The organism is Catenulispora pinistramenti (genome assembly GCF_018274385.1).
Classification (GTDB): domain Bacteria; phylum Actinomycetota; class Actinomycetes; order Streptomycetales; family Catenulisporaceae; genus Catenulispora; species Catenulispora pinistramenti.
Genome location: NZ_JAAFYZ010000097.1, coordinates 19,133 through 36,784, shown reverse-complemented (window position 1 = coordinate 36,784; position 17,652 = coordinate 19,133). Strand labels below are relative to the sequence as shown.

16 protein-coding genes are annotated in these 17,652 nt (G+C 71.5%); 8 read left to right on the top strand and 8 right to left on the bottom strand.

What is annotated here, in order from left to right; all coding sequences use genetic code 11:
* Nucleotides 1–165: 165 nt before the first annotated feature.
* Nucleotides 166–2,073, top strand: a complete 1,908-nt coding sequence (locus tag KGQ19_RS25840; protein WP_212012763.1) for an acyl-CoA dehydrogenase family protein — start codon at nucleotides 166–168, stop codon at nucleotides 2,071–2,073.
* 113 nt (nucleotides 2,074–2,186) lie between these two features.
* Nucleotides 2,187–3,038 carry a universal stress protein gene (locus KGQ19_RS25835; RefSeq protein ID WP_212012761.1) on the top strand — a complete coding sequence of 284 codons (852 nt, stop codon included), beginning with the start codon at nucleotides 2,187–2,189 and terminating at the stop codon, nucleotides 3,036–3,038.
* Nucleotides 3,039–3,130: 92 nt separating this feature from the next.
* Here the strand turns inward: KGQ19_RS25835 and rho are convergent, their stop codons facing one another.
* Complete coding sequence (gene rho, locus KGQ19_RS25830) at nucleotides 3,131–4,402, bottom strand: transcription termination factor Rho (protein WP_212012759.1); 1,272 nt, start codon at nucleotides 4,400–4,402, stop codon at nucleotides 3,131–3,133.
* Between the two features lie 349 nt (nucleotides 4,403–4,751).
* Between rho and KGQ19_RS25825 the strand changes: the two genes are divergently transcribed.
* The 4 genes from KGQ19_RS25825 to araD all read left to right on the top strand — a co-directional run bounded on the left by KGQ19_RS25825 (nucleotide 4,752) and on the right by araD (nucleotide 9,248).
* Complete coding sequence (locus KGQ19_RS25825) at nucleotides 4,752–5,660, top strand: aminoglycoside phosphotransferase family protein (protein ID WP_212012757.1); 909 nt, start codon at nucleotides 4,752–4,754, stop codon at nucleotides 5,658–5,660.
* 132 nt (nucleotides 5,661–5,792) lie between these two features.
* Nucleotides 5,793–6,497 (top strand): GntR family transcriptional regulator, encoded by a 705-nt coding sequence (locus tag KGQ19_RS25820; protein ID WP_212012755.1) that lies wholly within the window; start codon nucleotides 5,793–5,795, stop codon nucleotides 6,495–6,497.
* 37 nt (nucleotides 6,498–6,534) lie between these two features.
* Nucleotides 6,535–7,488 (top strand): dihydrodipicolinate synthase family protein, encoded by a 954-nt coding sequence (locus tag KGQ19_RS25815; protein ID WP_212012753.1) that lies wholly within the window; start codon nucleotides 6,535–6,537, stop codon nucleotides 7,486–7,488.
* Nucleotides 7,485–9,248: an L-arabinonate dehydratase gene (araD, locus tag KGQ19_RS25810; protein ID WP_307856510.1), complete on the top strand. Its 1,764-nt coding sequence runs from the start codon at nucleotides 7,485–7,487 to the stop codon at nucleotides 9,246–9,248. The genes KGQ19_RS25815 and araD overlap by 4 nt, the downstream gene beginning before the upstream one ends.
* 44 nt (nucleotides 9,249–9,292) lie before the next feature.
* On the opposite strand, the gene KGQ19_RS25805 is transcribed toward araD, so the two are convergent.
* The 7 genes from KGQ19_RS25805 to bla all read right to left on the bottom strand — a co-directional run bounded on the left by KGQ19_RS25805 (nucleotide 9,293) and on the right by bla (nucleotide 15,738).
* On the bottom strand, nucleotides 9,293–9,784 hold the full coding sequence (locus KGQ19_RS25805) for an inorganic diphosphatase (protein ID WP_212012765.1): 492 nt from the start codon (nucleotides 9,782–9,784) through the stop codon (nucleotides 9,293–9,295).
* 59 nt (nucleotides 9,785–9,843) lie between these two features.
* On the bottom strand, nucleotides 9,844–11,583 hold the full coding sequence (locus tag KGQ19_RS25800) for a condensation domain-containing protein (protein WP_212012751.1): 1,740 nt from the start codon (nucleotides 11,581–11,583) through the stop codon (nucleotides 9,844–9,846).
* A gap of 83 nt (nucleotides 11,584–11,666) precedes the next feature.
* Complete coding sequence (locus tag KGQ19_RS25795) at nucleotides 11,667–13,124, bottom strand: MFS transporter (RefSeq protein WP_212012749.1); 1,458 nt, start codon at nucleotides 13,122–13,124, stop codon at nucleotides 11,667–11,669.
* A 192-nt stretch (nucleotides 13,125–13,316) separates the two neighbouring features.
* Complete coding sequence (locus KGQ19_RS25790) at nucleotides 13,317–13,961, bottom strand: TetR/AcrR family transcriptional regulator (protein ID WP_212012747.1); 645 nt, start codon at nucleotides 13,959–13,961, stop codon at nucleotides 13,317–13,319.
* A 145-nt stretch (nucleotides 13,962–14,106) separates the two neighbouring features.
* Nucleotides 14,107–14,355: a hypothetical protein gene (locus KGQ19_RS25785; protein ID WP_212012745.1), complete on the bottom strand. Its 249-nt coding sequence runs from the start codon at nucleotides 14,353–14,355 to the stop codon at nucleotides 14,107–14,109.
* Between the two features lie 167 nt (nucleotides 14,356–14,522).
* Nucleotides 14,523–14,726 carry a hypothetical protein gene (locus KGQ19_RS25780; RefSeq protein ID WP_212012743.1) on the bottom strand — a complete coding sequence of 68 codons (204 nt, stop codon included), beginning with the start codon at nucleotides 14,724–14,726 and terminating at the stop codon, nucleotides 14,523–14,525.
* Between the two features lie 43 nt (nucleotides 14,727–14,769).
* On the bottom strand, nucleotides 14,770–15,738 hold the full coding sequence (bla, locus tag KGQ19_RS25775) for a class A beta-lactamase (RefSeq protein ID WP_212012741.1): 969 nt from the start codon (nucleotides 15,736–15,738) through the stop codon (nucleotides 14,770–14,772).
* An 84-nt stretch (nucleotides 15,739–15,822) separates the two neighbouring features.
* On the opposite strand from bla, the gene KGQ19_RS25770 reads away from it, so the two are divergent.
* Both KGQ19_RS25770 and KGQ19_RS25765 read left to right on the top strand, forming a co-directional pair.
* Nucleotides 15,823–16,737 carry a LysR family transcriptional regulator gene (locus KGQ19_RS25770; protein WP_212012739.1) on the top strand — a complete coding sequence of 305 codons (915 nt, stop codon included), beginning with the start codon at nucleotides 15,823–15,825 and terminating at the stop codon, nucleotides 16,735–16,737.
* Nucleotides 16,730–17,632, top strand: coding sequence for a serine hydrolase (locus KGQ19_RS25765; RefSeq protein ID WP_212012737.1), 903 nt, complete (start codon nucleotides 16,730–16,732; stop codon nucleotides 17,630–17,632). The genes KGQ19_RS25770 and KGQ19_RS25765 overlap by 8 nt, the downstream gene beginning before the upstream one ends.
* Nucleotides 17,633–17,652 lie beyond the last annotated feature (20 nt).

Here is a 17,652-nt window from a genome sequence, read left to right as displayed (position 1 = left end):
GCCCTTCCCCGAGCCCACGCCGCCGAGCCCGGTCCCGCGCCCCGACCCGCAGCCGCCGGAACCCATGCCGAGTCCGGCCGGGCCGCCCGGGCTGACGCTGTAGCAGCCGCTATAGCTGTCATCGCCAGGTGTCCTCGCCGTGATCGCCGAACCCAGGAGCGCCGCATGCCGTCCTTACCCGCCGACGTCGATCCACGTACCCTGACTCCGGTCCTGGACGGCCGCTGGGCCGCCCTGCGCGCCGAGGTCCGGGCGCGGATGGCGGCCGAGCCCTACCGGGACCCGGTCGGCCTCGCCGTGGAAGCGCACCGTGCCCTGGTCTTCGACCAGCTCCAGGCGCTCGCCACGACCGACGTCCCCGGGCTCGGCTTCGACAAGGCGTACGGCGGCGGGGGCGACATCGGCGGCTCGGTCGTGTCGTTCGAGATGCTGGGCTTCGGCGACCTGTCGCTGATGGTCAAGGCCGGTGTGCAGTGGGGCCTGTTCGGCGGTGCCGTACAGCTGCTGGGCACCCGGCCGCATCACGAGCGCTACCTGCGCCGCATCAAGGACCTGGACCTGCTCGGCTGTTTCGCTATGACAGAGCACGGCCACGGCTCGGACGTCCAGCACCTGCGGACCACCGCGACCTACGATCCGGACACCGCCGAGTTCGTCGTCCACACCCCGGATCGCGCCGCCACCAAGGAATACATCGGGAACGCCGCGCGCGACGGTCATGCGGCGGTGGTGTTCGCGCAACTCATCACGCACGGCGAGGCCCGCGGCGTGCACGCCTTCATGGTCCCGATCCGTGATCCCGACGGCCGGGCGGCGCCCGGCGTCCTCATCGAGGACTGCGGCCCCAAGGCCGGCCTCAACGGCGTCGACAACGGCCGCCTGGCCTTCGACCACGTCCGCGTCCCGAGGGAAGCCCTGCTCAACCGGTTCGGCGACGTGGCCCCGGACGGCACCTACTCCAGCCCGATCGAAGGCGACGCCCGCCGCTTCTTCACCATGCTCGGCACCCTGATCCGGGGCCGCGTCAGCGTCGGCGGGAGCGCCGGGAGCGCGACCAAGCGGGCCCTGACCCTGGCCGTGCGCTACGCGGAACGGCGCCGCCAGTTCGCGAAGCCGGACGGCGAGGAGGTCGTGATCCTGGACTACCTGGGCCACCAGCGCCGCCTGCTGCCCGCCCTGGCCACCAGCTACGCGCTGCACTTCGCCCAGGACGAACTCGTGGCGGCGCTCCACGACACGGCCTCCGACGCACCGCAGGAGGAGCAACGCCGGCTGGAGTCCCGCGCCGCCGGGCTCAAGGTCGCCAACACCTGGCACGCCACGGCCACGATCCAGAACGCCCGCGAGGCCTGTGGCGGCGCCGGCTACCTCGCCGAGAACCTGCTGCCCGGACTGAAGGCCGACACCGACGTCTTCACCACCTTCGAAGGGGACAACACGGTCCTGCTCCAGCTGGTCGCCAAGGGGCTGCTGACCGACTACAAGGACGCGTTCCAGAACCTGAGCCCGCTGGCCACCGCACGCTTCGCCGCCGAACGCGTCCTGGGCGCGGTGGCCGAGCGCACCGCGGCCCGCAAGGTCGTCGACGCCGTCGACCGGCTGACCGAGGGCGACGACCGCGAGGCGCTCTTCGACCGCGACTGGCAGCTCAAGCTGTTCCAGGACCGCGAGCAGCACGTCTTGGAAGGCGTCGCCGACCGGCTGCGCAAAGCCGGGCCGGACCCGTTCGCCGTGTTCAACGCGGCCCAGGACCACGTCCTGCGCGCGGGCCGGGTCCACATCGACCGCCTGGTGCTGGAAGCGTTCGTCCACGCGATCGGCCGCTGCCCGGACCCCGGCGCGAAGGCCCTCCTGGAGCGGGTCTGCGACCTCTACGCACTGAGCAACATCGAGGCGGACCGCGCCTGGTTCCTGGAGCACGGACGCCTGAGCGCCGGCCGGTCGAAGGCCGTCATCAGCGCGGTGAACACACTGTGCGCCGAGCTGCGTCCGCACGCGCGGACGCTGGTGGACGCTTTCGACATCCCCGAGCAGTACCTCGCGGCGCCGATGCTGGACGGCGACGCCGGATGAAGACTGGCCGCTCACGTCTACTGGCAGCCCGGACGGCTTGCGAGGATGATCGTCTCATAGGAGTGGATCACCCGGACCAGGCGTCAGAACCCCGAGCAGGGAGGCGCAACACCATGGAATCCGGCGTCGTCGTCGGCTACGACCAGCGTCCCGCCGGCGAGCGGGTGCTCGCCGAGGCCGCGGCGGAGGCAGATCGACGCGAGGTCCCGCTCACGGTGATCCACGCGCTCCACCACGCACCCGCGGCACCACCGGAAGCTTCCGCCACGCAGCCCGGCCCGGTTCGGCAGGACCCCGTCGACCAGGCCGCCGACCAACTCCGGGCCGACCACCCGGGTCTGACGATCCTCACCCGAGAGCTGGACGGCCCCACCCCCGCCATCCTGGCCGAACAGTCCCTGGACGCGGACCTGCTGGTCGTGGGCCACCACGGCCGCGACGGCTTCCTGCGCCCCGGCTCCGTCGCCCGGCACACGGTGGCCCGCGCCACCTGCCCGGCCCTGGTGGTGCGCGGCTCGGAACACCGAATCCGCGGCACGGTGATAGCCGCCGTCGACGTCGGCGACAACGCCGCCGAGCTCCTCGACTTCGCCTACACCGAGGCCGCTTCCCGCGGCGCGCGCCTGAAGGTGGTCAGCGCGCCAGGCACCCTGTGGCCACGCGTCTACACCGGCGACGCCGGCCCCCTCGGCCGCCCCCCGACCCAGGCCGCCGAGCGCGCCGAGGAGGCACTGGAACAGGTGCTCCAACCCTGGCCGGACCAGTATCCCGAGGTGGTGACCGACCACGAACTCATCGAAGGCTCACCCACAGCCTTCCTCACCGGCGCGACGACATACGCCGACCTCATCGTCATCGGCACCCACCGCCACGCGGACGGCCGCCCCGGCGTGCGCGTCGGCCCCGTCGCCCAAACGCTGCTGCTGCACGCCGACTGCCCGGTCGCGCTCGTCCCGCACGACTGAGGCGCCGGCGCCTCTGGTGCCGGGGTTGGCGGGGTTGCCGGCGTCGGCGGCGTTGCCGGAAGCAATCTCCGGCCGGCCTCAAACCCCCGGCCTCAAACCCCCGCCGGCGTCGTCTGCCGAATCGACCGAAGAAACACATCATTCCCGCTCGTCAGCTTCATCCGCTCCAGCAGCAGCTCGACCGCCTGCTGAGGCGGCCGCGAAAGCAGCACCCGCCGCAGCCGCCGCAGCGCGTCAAGCTCGTCGCCCGCGACCAGGAGTTCCTCGCGCCGTGTGCTGGACCCGGCGACGTCGATCGCGGGGAAGATGCGCTTGTCGGCCAGGGCGCGGTCCAGCCGCAGCTCCATGTTGCCGGTGCTCTTGAGCTCCTCGAAGAAGTAGTCGTCAGCCCGGGACCCGGTGTCGACGAGCGCGGTGGCCAGGATCGTCACCGAGCCGCCCTCCTCCAGGTTCCGCGCGGCGCCGAACAGGCGCTTGGGAGCGGCGACCGAGGCGGCGTCGACGCCGCCGGACAGGGTGCGGCCGCCGGACTTGGCGTTGTTGTTGTGGGCCCGGCACAGGCGGGTGATGGAGTCGAGCAGGATCACGACGTCCTGACCCGCCTCCGCCAGCCGCTTGGCGCGCTCGACGGCGAGTTCGGCGACGGCGATGTGCTCGCCGACCGGCCGGTCGAAGGTGGAGGCGATGACCTCGGCGGCCACCGAGCGGCGCATGTCGGTGACCTCCTCGGGGCGCTCGTCGAGCAGCACGACCATCAGATGGCACTCGGGGTGGTTGACGGTGACCGCCCGCGCGACGGCCTGCAGCAGCATGGTCTTGCCGGTCTTGGGCGGGGCCACGATCAGGCCGCGCTGGCCCTTGCCGATCGGCGAGACCAAATCGATGGCACGCGTGCTGTATTGCGCCGCATCAGTCTCCAGACGCAGCCGCTGGTGGGGATACAGCGGAGTCATGTCCGCGAACCGCTTCCGCGCGTACGGCTGGTCCGCGGGCCGGCCGTTGACGGTGTCGACGCGCAACAGCGGTCGGGCCTTGTCGGCTGTCTTGCCGGACTTGGTGGTATCAGAGGCGTCGGACGGATCGGGGGCGGCAGCGCCGACGAGGAGGTCGCCGGAGCGCAGCCCATGCCGGCGGATCAGGGCGGGCGGGACATACAGGTCACGAGGACCCGGCGCGTAGCCGTCGACACGCAGGAAGCCGTGCTGGTCCTGCTGGTCGAGAATCCCGACCACCGGCATGACCGGCTGCGGATCCTGGGCGGTCTTGCTCCCAGCGCTCCCAGCCCTGCCGCGGGACTGCCTGCTCTTGGGAGTTTCGGCCTTGGGAGTTTCGGTCTTGGGGTGTTCGAGTGTTGCGGTAGTCATAAGGAGTCCTTTCAAGGACGGAAGGGGAGAGGGAGCCGTACCGGTCGTCGGAGATTCACGAAGCGAGCGGCGGGTCACCGGGAACCACAGCGGACGGAGAAGTCCAGCACTACGCGCTCAGAGCGCGGATCTGGCGACTCAGGTCCGGTGGTGAGGAAACGCCCTGCTGACAAGAACGTCAGGCGGGCCATGAAAACTGAAGATGCATCGACACCCGCGATATCAGAAATCAGCGGATCACTGGGATGCTGAGGCCACTATAGCACATGGTTCACGGCGGTCAGTCCCACTCAAGCTCGCCCCGAGATATCCCGTTGCGCGAACCCCGCCCTCCCGCCAGGATCACGGCATGGTGTTCTCCGCCACGGACGGCCGCGCCGGCATTGACGCACCCCTGGTCAAGCGCCTGATCGCGGCGCAGTTCCCGCAGTGGGCCGACCTGCCGGTGGTCCCGGTCGAGCGCGACGGCAACGACAACCGCACCTATCGCCTCGGCGAGGAGATGACCGTGCGCCTTCCGACCGCCGCCGGCTACGTGGCCGGTGTCGCGAAGGAGAACACGTGGCTGCCACGCCTCGCGCCGCACCTGCCGCTGCCGATTCCGAAGGTGCTGGGGACCGGCGCGCCGGGGCAGGGGTATCCGCACCCGTGGTCGGTCCGGAACTGGCTGCCCGGCACGACGCTGGACCTGGAGCGCCTGGCCGACCCCGCCATGTTCGCCACCGATCTGGCCGCCTTCATCCACGCGCTTCAGGCCTGTGACACCACAGACGGCCCGCTGGCCGGCGCGCACAGCTTCTACCGCGGCGCCTCCCCGGCCCACTACGACGATGAGACCCGCCGCCTGCTGGCAGAGCTCGAAGGCCGCGTCGACACCCGGCGCGCCGCAGGGGTCTGGGAAGCCGCCCTGGCCGCCGAGTGGACCGGCGCACCGGTCTGGTTCCACGGCGACCTCGCCACCGGCAACCTGCTCATCGACCACGGCCGGTTGTCCGCCGTGATCGACTTCGGCACCAGCGGCGTCGGCGATCCGGCCTGCGACCTGGTCATCGCCTGGGTGACGCTGACCGGCCGGGCCCGCGAGGCCTTCCGCGGCGCGGTCCGCCAGGATTCGGCGACCTGGGCCCGGGGCCGTGGCTGGGCACTTTGGAAGGCGCTGATTCAGTTCGGTGAGGCGATCCGCGACAACCCGGCCACGGCGCCGACCTTCGAGCGGGTCATCTCCGACGTCCTGGACGACCACGATCTGCACGGCTAGCGCACCGCATCTCATATATGAAATCGTCGCCAACCGCCCGCGCGTCAACCCTTAAGCGTTGACGCTCCCAGCCAGCGCCCCTAGGCTCGCATCACTTCTCATATATGAGATCTGACCGACCCAGGAGCCTCGATGCCCGCCTCAGCCCCATCCCCCGCGACAGGCTCCGCGACAGCTTCCGCACCAGGCCCCGCGACAGGCTCCCCGCCCGGCGCGCTCCCGTCCCGCACCGAGGCGGTGCTGGAGGCCGTCAAGTATGCCATCCTGACCGGCGAGCTCAAGCCCGGCCAGCCCTTGGTGGAGACCGAACTCGCGGCTCAGTTCGGGGTCTCCAAGACCCCGGTCCGCGAGGCGCTGAAGACGCTGGCCGGCACCGGACTGGTCACCATGAGCCCCTACAAAGGCGGCTCGGTACGGGAGATCGACCGCGCCCACGCCCGCCACATCTACGACATGCGCCAACTCCTCGAACCCGTCGCGGCCGGCCGCACGGCCGCCTCCCGAGGCGACTGGTCGGCCGCCCGGCGCGCCCTGGAGCAGGCGGATCAGGCTACTGACGCCGCCGAGCGCTCGCTCGCCAACCGCGCCTTCCATCGCCAGATGTACCTCGGCTGCGGCAACCCGCTGCTGGTGCGGACCCTGGACGACCTGCGTGACCAGACCGCGCTCGTCTCGGCCGCGGCCTGGGCGAAACGCCCCACCTGGGAACGGGAAGCGGCCGAGCACCGGGCGATCCTGGCGGCGGCCCAGAGCGGGGACAGCGACGAGGTCAGGATCCTGATGCGCGGGCACATCAGCTCGTTCGTGGCACGCAACTTCCCCGAGGACGAAGCCTGAGACACCCGGGCCGACCCGACGAAACGGAGCCGACATCATGACCGCCGCATCGCAGGACCCGACCCCGCCGACCCCGCCGAACCTCGCGCACCAGCGGGACCGCCTGGCGACGCTGGTGGCGATCCCCGTCACCCCGTTCACCCCCGACGGCGCCGTGGACTGGGACGGCCACGCCGCGGTGCTTCGCCGCCTGGTCGAGCACGGCGTCCAGGCCGTCACGCCCAACGGCAACACCGGCGAGTTCCACACCCTCGGCGACGCCGAGCGGCGGCGGGCCGTGGAATCGGCGGTGGCGGCCGTGGACGGACAGGCCGAGGTGGTGGCCGGCGTCGGCCTGGACCTGGCCGGCGCCGTCGACGCGGCCGGGCACGCGGCGCGCGCCGGCGCCAGTGCCCTGATGATCCACCAGCCGGTGCACCCCTACCGCTCCGCCGAGGGCTGGATCGAGTACCACCGCGCCATCGCCGACACCGTCCCCGGACTCGGGATCGTCCTCTACGTCCGCGACGCGCGCATAAGCGGGGAACACATAGCCACGCTGGCCGGACACAGCCCGAACGTGATCGGCGTCAAGTACGCGGTCCCGGACTCGGTGAGCTTCGCCTCGGTGGCGCGTGACGCCGGGCTCGACGCCTTCGCCTGGATCGCAGGGCTCGCAGAACTGTCCGCCCCCGGCTGCTTCGCTGTCGGTGCCACGGGATTCACCTCCGGACTGGTCAACGTCGCCCCCCGGCTGTCCCTGGCGATGCTGGACGCGCTGCGCGGCGGCGACTTCGCCAAGGCGATGCTGCTGTGGGAAACGGTCCGCGAATTCGAGGAGCTGCGCGGCGCCGACGCCGGCGCCGACAACGTCAGCGTGGTCAAGGAGGCGTTGGCCCAGCTGGGAATCATCGATCGGCACGTGCGGCCGCCGTCCCGGTCGCTACCGCAGCCGCTGCGGGACCGGATCGGTGCCGTGCTCGACCAGTGGCGGGCCGGGGGCTGGCTGTGAGTGCGGACATAAGCGCTTCCGCGCCCAACCCGCCGACCCTGCGCAGCGCCGCCTGGTTCGGCGAAGGCGCGACCGGCGGCCACCTCCGGGCCTTCAGCCATCGCTCCCGCATGCGTCAGCTCGGCTATCTGCCGGAGGAACACCTCGGCAAGCCGGTCATCGCGATCCTCAACACCTGGTCCGACATCAACCCCTGCCACATGCACCTGCGCGAGCGCGCAGAACAGGTCAAGCGCGGAGTGTGGCAGGCCGGCGGATTCCCTTTGGAGTTCCCGGTCTCCACGCTGTCCGAGACGTTCCAGAAGCCCACGCCGATGCTCTACCGCAATCTGCTGGCGATGGAGACCGAAGAACTACTGCGCTCCTACCCGGTAGACGGCGCCGTATTGATGGGCGGCTGCGACAAGACCACACCGGCTCTGCTGATGGGCGCCGCGAGCGCCGGGCTGCCGGCACTGTTCGTGCCCGCCGGCCCGATGCTGCGCGGACACCACCGCGGCAAGACGCTCGGCAGCGGCACCGATCTGTTCGGCTACTTCGACGAGTACCGCGCCGGACGCGTGGGGGAGTGCGAGATGGCCGAGGTCGAGGGCGGCCTCGCGCGCTCGCCCGGGCACTGCATGACGATGGGCACGGCCTCGACCATGACCGCCTGCGCCGAGGCGCTGGGCATGACGCTGCCAGGCGCCTCCTCGATACCGGCCGTCGACTCCGCGCATCACCGGATGGCCGCGGCTTCCGGCATGCGCGCGGTGGCGATCGTGCGCGAGGGCGTGACGCCGCAGCAGGTGATGACGCGCGAGGCGTTCCAGGACGCGGCGGCGACGGTCCTGGCGCTCAGCGGTTCGACCAATGCCCTGATCCACCTGATCGCGATGGCCGGCCGGCTCGGCGTGGAGCTGCGGCTGGACGACTTCGACGCGATCGGGGAACGCGTCCCGGTGCTGGCCGACGTCCGGCCGGTCGGCAGGTTCCTGATGGAGGACTTCTACTACGCGGGCGGTCTCAGGGCCCTGTTCCGGCAGCTGGCCGAAGTCCCGGGGACGCTGCATCCGAACCGCCCGACCGTCGCCGGGATCCCTTTCGGCGACTACTACACCGACAGCCAGACTCATGATCCCGAGGTGATCCGCCCCTGTGCGAACCCCGTAGCCGAGCACGGCGGCGTCGCCGTGCTGCGGGGCAACCTGGCCCCGGACGGCGCGGTCATCAAGCATCTGGCCGCCGAGCCGCGCCTGCTCACCCACAGCGGACCGGCGGTCGTCTTCGACTCCTATCCGGACCTGCAAGCGCGCATCGATGATCCGGCGCTCGGCATCACCCCGGACACCGTCCTCGTCCTGCGCGGTGCGGGCCCGCTCGGCGGCCCCGGCATGCCCGAGTACGGCATGCTCCCGATTCCCGCCTACCTGCTGAAGCAGGGCGTCAAGGACATGGTCCGGATCTCCGACGCCCGGATGAGCGGCACCAGCTACGGCACCTGCGTCCTGCACATCGCCCCGGAGTCCCAGGCCGGCGGCCCGCTGGCGCTGGTCCGGACCGGCGACGTGATCACCCTCGACGTTCCGGCGCGCACCCTGTGCCTGGAGGTCGACGACGCCGAACTCGCCCGGCGCCGCGCCGCCTGGGAGCCGCCGGCCCCGCGGTTCGAGCGCGGCTACGGTGCTCTGTACGCCGACCACATCACGCAGGCCGATCAGGGCTGTGACTTCGACTTCCTGGCCCGGCCCGGGGCGAACCCGGCGCCGGATCCGCACTGAGCGACGGAAGTCCTCACCCGCGCTGTGATCACCGCGGTTCCGCCCTACTCGGCCCTCGCCTCGCTCAGCCGCCGCCGGTCGGCCTCGATGACCGCCTCGGCGGCGGCGCGGTCGGCCCAGGTGCCGGGGTGCGCCTGCCGGCCGGGTTCGGTGTCCTTGTAGACGTCGAAGAAATGACCGATCTCGTCCAGGCGCTCGCGAGCCACGTCGGCCAGGTCCTGGACGTCCGCGTAGCGGGGGTCCCCGGCCGCCACGCACAGGATCTTGTTGTCCACACCCTTTTCGTCCTGCGAGCGGTAGATCGCGATCGGCCGCACCGAAACCTCGATACCGGGGAACGCCGGGCTGTCCAGGAGCACCACGGCGTCCAGCGGGTCGCCGTCCTGGGCCAGCGTGCCGGGGATGTAGCCGTAGTCGGCCGGGTAGCTGGTCGAGGTGAACAGCTGCCGCTCCAGCCGGATGCGGCCCAGGCGGTGGTCCATGACGTACTTGTTCCGGGAGCCCGCCGGAATCTCGATCACGACATCGAACCGCATCATGGTCTTCACTCCGAACGCCGTACCCGCGATCGGCCGCGCGAACCCTTCGAGCGGGGTCAACCTGCCTTTATTCGAGTGCTGAGACCCGGCTGGACCGCCGCGGCCACCGCCACCTCTTCCATCTCGCGCACCACCGCCTCGATCTGGGCCGGCGACAGGGCCCGGGTGTCGGCCTCGATGGTGAGCGTGACCGTGTCCGGCGAGTCGTCCACGTGCAGGAACAACCGTTCCACCGGGTCGTTGCGGCGCTCGACCCAGCGGAACTCGCTGGCGGCGCGCGCCCTGGCGTAGTCGTCGGCGGTGGTGGTCGTGGCAGTGGATGCCGCCGGGCCGGTCGGCGTGGCGGTCGGTGTCCCGCGGCGATCGTTGAAGAACGACGCCACGTCCAGCACGGCACCCCGCTCCCGGCCGATCTCCTCGACCAGGGCATTGAGTTGTACCGGGTCGAAGTAGCCGTGCTTGAAGGCGTTCATCGCGGCCGGTCCGGCCCGCTCGATCACGTCCTCGACGGTGCCGTCGGCGACGTCGAGCAGCACCGCCCCGGCCTGGGCCGTGTGGCACACCACGTCGGCCAGCTGCTGCCGGAAGCGGTTGCCGATGACCGGGCGGAACAGGACCGGGTGCACGCCGGTCACGTGCGCGAGCGCGATCGCGTAGACCGCGTGCAGTACGCGGGCCGGATCGGCGCCGGTGCGCTCGCCCAGTGCCGCCAGCGCCGGACGCAGCGCGGGCGAGACGAACTCGGCGCTCCAGTAGCGGGGGCGGCGCGGGTCGCCGGACGGCGGGAAGGTCGGCGTCGGCATCGCGCGCAGGATCTCGGCGAAGTGCCGCAGGGTCCGGTCGCTGTGTCGGCGGCCGGCCGGTGAGTTCTGCCACCGGGCCTGCTCCAGTTGCTGGAGCCCGGCCGGCGGCGTGCTGGCCCGGACCGCGACCTCACGCATCATGATCTCGGCCCCGCCGCCGTCCAGGGCCAGGTGGTGCATGACGACGGCCATCCGGGTCGCCTCGCCGCCCTGGCGTACCACGGCCATCCGGACCGGCCATTCGGTGCGCAGGTCGTAGGGCAGGCGCTGGTAGTGCTCTGAGATGGCGGCGGCCAACCGGTCGGCGGCCCCGGGGTCCGGGGCGGCGTCGGTGCCGGCGTCGTAGACCTCGAGGTGGGTGGATCCGGTCGCCGAGAGTTCTTGGCGCAGCGTGCCGTCCGCGTCGACCCGCAGCAGGGTCCGCATCGACGGGAACCGGCCGTGCAGGTATGCCAGCTCGGAGGCGACGTCCTCGACCCGGGTCCCGGGATCCAGCGGCCGCCAGCCGCCCAACGGGAGCCAGTTGCCCTGCTGGGTCATCGACTGCCAGATCTCGTGCTGTCCCCACGACAGGCCGGCGGTCCCCGCGCCCTCGCCGGCGAACTCCACCGGAACCCGCTCGGCCGGCACCGGAACCGGATCCGCGCCGGGCCCGACGCCGGGCAGCCGGGCGCCGGCCATCTCAGCGATCTGATTCTGCCGGATCAGGGCCCGGTGATGGTCGAGCCCGCCCTCCGGTTCGTCCCGGTCCGTGCCCAGGACGAAGACCCGGCGAAGCGTCGCGGCCTCGGATTCGGTGAGCGCGGCCCGGACCGCGCTCTCGTGGTCGTCGTCCGGATCGGCGCCGGGCCGCAGGTCCAGCAGGACGTCGGTCTGCACCCGGCCGCGCAGGCGGGCCGAGACGACCAGACAGGCGCGGACTTGCGGGACGGACGCGAGGATGTGTTCTTCTACCAGCGCGGGATGGAGCTCTGGCTGTGAGCCAAGATGCATAGCGCACCATATACCATCCACATCAGCGGTCAGGGAATAGCCGGTGGCGCGCCGTCCACCGGCTATCTCAGAGTGCGGACTGCCTACACGCCGGCCTTCGCCTGGGCGTCGTCGACGTCCAAGCGGTCCTCCGGTGCGCTCGGCCGCTGCTTCAGCGCCGGGATGATCAGGCCGGCGAGCGCGGCCAGGATCGTGGCCGCGGTGAGCATCCAGAACACGTTGGTGTAGCCGGAGTCCTTCGGGATCGGGTTCGCCGTGCTGACGCCGGAGGCCAGGATGCTCGCGGCCACGCCGCTGCCGATCGCGCCGCCGATGGTGCGGATGTTGGCGTTCATCCCGCTGGCCACGCCGACCTGCGAGGCCGGGACCGACTGCACCACGATCGCGGACATCGAGGAGAACGCCAGCCCGATGCCGACGCCGAGCAGGCCCGAGGCGACGTAGATCTGCCAGCCCTGCGAGTGCCCCAGGGCGAGCGCGGCGAAGCCGGGGATGCTGGCCAGGCAGCCCAGGACCAGGACCGCCTTGAGCCCGACCCGCTTGGCCAGCGGCGCGGCGGCGATGCCGAGCAGGAACATGCCGATGGTCATCGGCAGCAGGTAGACGCCGGACTGGGTGATGCTGGCGCTCAGGCCGTAGCCGGCCACCGCCTTCGGGGTCTGCACCAGCTGCGGCAGGAACGTCATCACGGTGTACATGCCGACGCCGAACAGCAGCGCGACCAGGTTCGTGGTCCACACCGCCGGCAGCCGCATCATCCGCATGTCGATCAGCGGTGCGCTGGAGCGCGCCTCGGTCCAGATCCACAGCGGCAGGCAGACGGCCGCGCCGACGAACAGCCCCAGCACCTTCGCCGAGCCCCAGCCCCAGGCCGGGCCCTCGCTGACGGCGAGCAGCAGCAGCACCAGCCAGGCCGACAGCCACAGCGCGGCGCCCCAGCTGATCTTGCCCGGGGTGCGCACCGGGGATTCTGGCACCCAGAGCCAACAAGCGACGGTGGCTATCGCGGTCAGGATCATCGGGATCCAGAACAGCCAGTGGTAGTTCAGGTGGGTGACGATGGGGCCGGCGATCAGCAGCCCCAGCCCGCCGCCGACGGCCAGCAGGGCCGAGCCCAGGCCGATCGCGGCGTTCACCTTCTCGGGCGGGAACTCGTCGCGGATGATGCCGAAGGACAGCGGCAGCAGCCCGCCGCCCAGGCCCTGGATCGCCCGGGCGAGGATCATCAGGCCGATCGAGTGCGACAGCGCCGCCAGCCCCGAGCCGACGGTCAGCGCCAGCAGCGTGATGACCAGCATCCGCTCCTTGCCGACCTTGTCGCCGATCCGGCCCAGGATCGGGGTGGCCACCGAGGCGGCCAGCAGATAGGCGGTCATCAGCCAGGTCGCGGTGTCCTGCGTCGTGTGCAGGGCGGTGATGAAGGTCGCCAGGACCGGGGCGACCAGCGACTGCAGGACCGCGTAGGCGGAGATGCCGATGAGCAGGACCGCGAAGATGACGTTGTAGTGGGGACGCGAAGTGCCCGCCGAGCGTCTGGGCATGGTGCGACGGCTCCAGATCGGGAGAAGGGAGATCGGCGGCGGACGAACGGGTCCGGGGCCGTGATCACCCTAGCGATAATGGCGCGACGCGACAATAATGGGGATTGTGGGGCCGGTCACATGTGCGGGGGTGAGACGCCGGCGCACCGTGGGGTGTCGGCGAGCTGTGAGGTGCCGCCGCGCGTCGGCGCGTCAGAGCTCCGGGGCTTCGGCCGCCGCCAGCCCGATCCGGGCCGCCGCGCGGATGGTGTCCTCCAGCGACAGGCCGTGCTCACCCGGCGCGCGGCAGACGTAGTGCCGCAGGCCCTGGTGCATCGAGGCCAGCAGCATCGAGGCCTTGACCTTGATCCGCAGGTCGTCGGCCGGCAGTCCCAGCCGCTCGCCGAGCACCACCGCGAGCGGCGCCACGGCGTCCGAATAGCAGCGGATCCACACCTGATCGAGCGTGGGCTCGGCCTGCGTCAGCCGGAACAGATCGATGACCAGCAGCAGCCGGGTCGGCGAGGCGTCACTGAACCAGCGGGTGTCATCGGCCGCCCCGGCCAGCGGCAGGTCGGTCGGCCAGTCGCGGACATAGGAGGTGAACCGGTCCAGGCCGAACGACAGCAGCGGCCCGGCGCAGGCCTCCTTGCTGGGGAAATAGCGCCACAGCGTGCGGGTGGCGATCCCGGCGGCGTCCGCGATCTGCGCCACCGACGTGCCGTCCAGGCCCTGCTCGGTGAACAGCCGCACCGCGGCGATCGCGATCTCCAGCCGGATCTCGTCCTTGCGCGACTCGGTCAGCGGCGGCCTCCCGCCGCGCCGCGCCGGCTGCGCCGCGTGCTGCTCCTCGCCCATGGGTGGTGCCTTCCGTGGTGACCTTCCGTGCCTGCCGGGCCATATTAATGGCGCTTTGCGAAACTTTCAGGCCGGGGCCGACCTCGAAAGACGCGGCGCCCGGCCACCAGGGCCGGACGCCGCACCTCGGTCATGGCTCAGCGGGTCAGGGCACGACGACTTCGGTGAGCTCGACCTTGGTCACCCGGTTCTGCGCCAGCGGCAGGCTGTCGAGGGCGGTGCGGGCAGCGGCTTCGTCATCGGTGGTGAGCACGAGGAAGGCGCCGGACTGGTCGGCCTTCAGGAAGATGCTCTCCAGGATTCCGGCCTGGACCAGCTCGCCGATGCGTACGCCTTCGGCCTCGAGGTAGGGCGCGATGTTCCCGGTGTTGTGCGACTCGGCTATGAACTTCAAGACAAGCTCCTTATTTGCGTCAGCTCGGGTGGTACGGGCTGCTACGTCGGGAGGGGATGTCTCAATGCTCGTAAGCGCGGCCACGGCGGCGCAAGCGCTCGTTGAGCTTGCGTGGAGGTTTGCCGCCCGCTCTGGCTAGGCGGGCCGCGGGTCAGCGCGTGCTGATGTCACGCGTTCCGCCCCACCACGTTCCCCAGGTTGTCCATCTCGTTGGCGCGGCCGGCGGCGAGGCGCCGGGTCCACTCCTGGTCGTGCATGGCGTCGGCGGTCATGCGGACGTGGGTGCCGCCGTCGGGGGCGGGGCGGAGTTCGACTTCGGTCAGGAACTCGTAGGGGGCGGTGCCGGCATCCCGGCTCCAGTGGTCCGTCACGCTGAGAACGTGTCACGCGGAAACCGCGTTATGAAAATCAAGCCTAGGTGCCGAGCCCCTGAAGCGCGACCTTCGTCGCGTCCGCGATCAACGCGTCCCCGGAACTCGCGTCCTTCGCGTCGCCGCGGTTGGAGAGCACCGCGATCACGATCGGCGCCCGGTGCGGCGGCCAGAGCACTGCGATGTCGTCACGGGTGCCGTAGTCGCCGTTGCCGGTCTTGTCGCCGACCGTCCAGCCCGGCGGGACCGCGGCGCGGATGTAGGGGCCGCCGGTGGTGTTGGCGGTGAGCCAGCCGGTCAGCATCGCGCGGCGTTGCGGGGTGAGGACGTCGCCGAGTGCGTAGGCGCGCAGGTCCTCGGCCAGTGCCCGGGGGGTGCTGGTGTCGCGGGTGTCGCCGGGCGTCGCGGAGTTGATCGTCGGCTCGGTGCGGTCGGCGTTGGTGGTCGGGTCGTTCAGGCCGCGAAGGGCGGTCTGCAGCGCGGGTGGGCCGCCGAGTTGGGTGAGCATCAGGTTCAGGGCCGTGTTGTCGCTGACCTCGACCGCGGCGGTCATCACGGCCGTGAGGCTCATGCCGCCGGTCACGTGCTGCGAGGTGACGGGGGAGTAGTCGACGAGGTCTGCGGCGGAGTAGGTGATGGTCTGGTTGAGCTGGGCGTCGGTTTCGCGGCGCAGCAACTCGGCCGCCACCAGGGCCTTGACGGTCGAGCAGGACGCGAACCGCTGGTCGGCTTGGAAGGCGACCGTGCGGCCGGAGCCGGTGTCGAGCGCGTAGAGGCCGAGCTGTGCGTGGTAGCGGGACTGGAGCGCGGTGAACGCCGCCGTGTCGGTTGCCGTGGCGGTGGGGGAGCCGGAGGGTGTGCTCGTCGCCCCGGACGCCGATGGTGATGTGGCGGCGGCACCAGCACCAGCGCCGGCACCGGTGCTGGTCGCATGCGAGGCCGACGAGCATCCGGCGAGCGTCGTGGCGGCCAATCCGAGCGAGGCCGCGACCGCGACCGTGAATCTCCTCATAACGGCCAGCCTGTCCGCGATGATCCATGCGGTCAAAGACCCCCACGCCATGTTCCATGCACATTCGGCATACGATCTGATCCCGTGGACCTCGTCAGCGCCTGCCGCATCTTCGCCAGCGTGGCCGAACGCGGCAGCTTCACGCTCGGCGCGGCGGCCGAGGGCATACCGCAGTCGGTCGCCAGCCGCCGGGTGGCCGCGCTGGAGAAGCACTTCCGGCAGCCGCTGTTCGACCGCACGGCACGCCGCGCCGTGCTGACCGTCTTCGGCCAGGACATCCTCGGCCCGGCCAAGCGCCTGGTGCAGTACGCCGACGCGCTCGACCAGCACGCCGCGGAGGCCAAGCTGCGGCCGTTGACGCTGGCCGTGCCCGAGATCTGCGACGTCCGGCACCTGGCGCTGCTCGACGCCGCGGCGCGCGAGGCGGACGTGGCGCTGGATCTGCGCAGCGCGGGTCCGGAGCGGCGAGCGGCATGGATGCGCGACAAGACAGTACGCGCGGCGGTGCAGGCGGTGCCGCCGGACGAGGCGGCATGGGTCGTCCCGCTCGGGCTCGCCTCGGCGCCGGCGGCCGGAAGGAACGAAGCGGAACCCCGCGCGATGCGGCTCGAATCGCTGCGGCCCTCGCGGACGGAACCGACGGCGCTGCGCCGCGTGTGGATCCAGCCCGAGGACGACGTTCCGCACGTGCGCGACGTCCTCCAACGCGCCGGACACCGCGCCGCGCTGCTGCCGGGACAGATTCCGGTCGCGATATCGCTGGTCACGGCGGTCGGTGCGGCGTTCCGCACCCGCGACTTCGTTCTGGCCTCAGCGAGCCAGGCGAAGGAACTGGGCCTCCTGTGGCGACCGATCGCCGGGGCGGCCCTTGCCCGGGGATACACGATCGCCGCACATATCGGTGAAGACGCCGCGCTCTTACGCTCGCGTGTGGGCGCCGAACTCGCCCGCGCGCTGGGAGCAGCCGGGACCGGCGAGACAGGAGCGGCGGATGCGTGACAGAGAACTGATCGCAGAGCTCGGCGACCGCCTCACCGAAGCCGGCCTGTCAGGATCCTTCCTCGTCCGCAACCTCGACACCGGCCAAGAGATCGCCCTCGACCCGGACGTCGTCTATCCCATCGCCTCACTGGTCAAGGTCCCGCTGGCGATCGCCGTCCTGGAACAGATCCGCCTCGGCCGGCTCGACGGCGCGCGCCAGCTCGCCATCGCCCCCGACCCCGACAGCGCCACGCCGCCGGTCGGCATCGGCCGCTTCACCCACCCGGCCCGCATCGCGATCGACGACCTGGTCTACCTCGCGGTCTCCATCAGCGACAGCGCCGCCGCCGACGCGCTGTTCGCCCTCGTGCCGCCGGCCGAGGTCGACCGCGTCCTCACCGACGCCGGGATCAAAGGCATCGCGGTGCGCCACCCGATGCGCGACCTCCTCAACGTCTTCGGCACCGAACCCGGCCCGGACGGCCCGCACCTCGTACACGCCCTCGTCATCGGTGCCCGCACCCCCGGCGGCGGCCACCCGGTCGCGCCGCTGGACGTTTCCCGCGCCAACACCGGGACCGCGCGGGCGTTCGCCGACCTGCTCCAAGAACTGTGGGCGCCCTCCGCGCTCCACCCGCGGGTCGCCGCCAGAGTCAGAGCCCTGATGCGGGACGGTGTCCTGCAACGCCGCCTCGGCCCCGACTTCATCTCCGACGCGACCGGCTGGGCCTCCAAGTCCGGAACCCTGCTCAACCTGCGCCACGACGCGGGCGTCGTCGAACACGAAGACGGCGAGACCTATGTGGTGGTGGCCCTGACCGAGTCGACGGTGCCCGCGGCGGCGCAGCCCGCGGCGGACGCGGTGATCGGCCGGGTCGCCCGCGCCCTGCACGACCACCTGCGCGGGCTCTGAACGGCAGCCGGCCCCTGCAC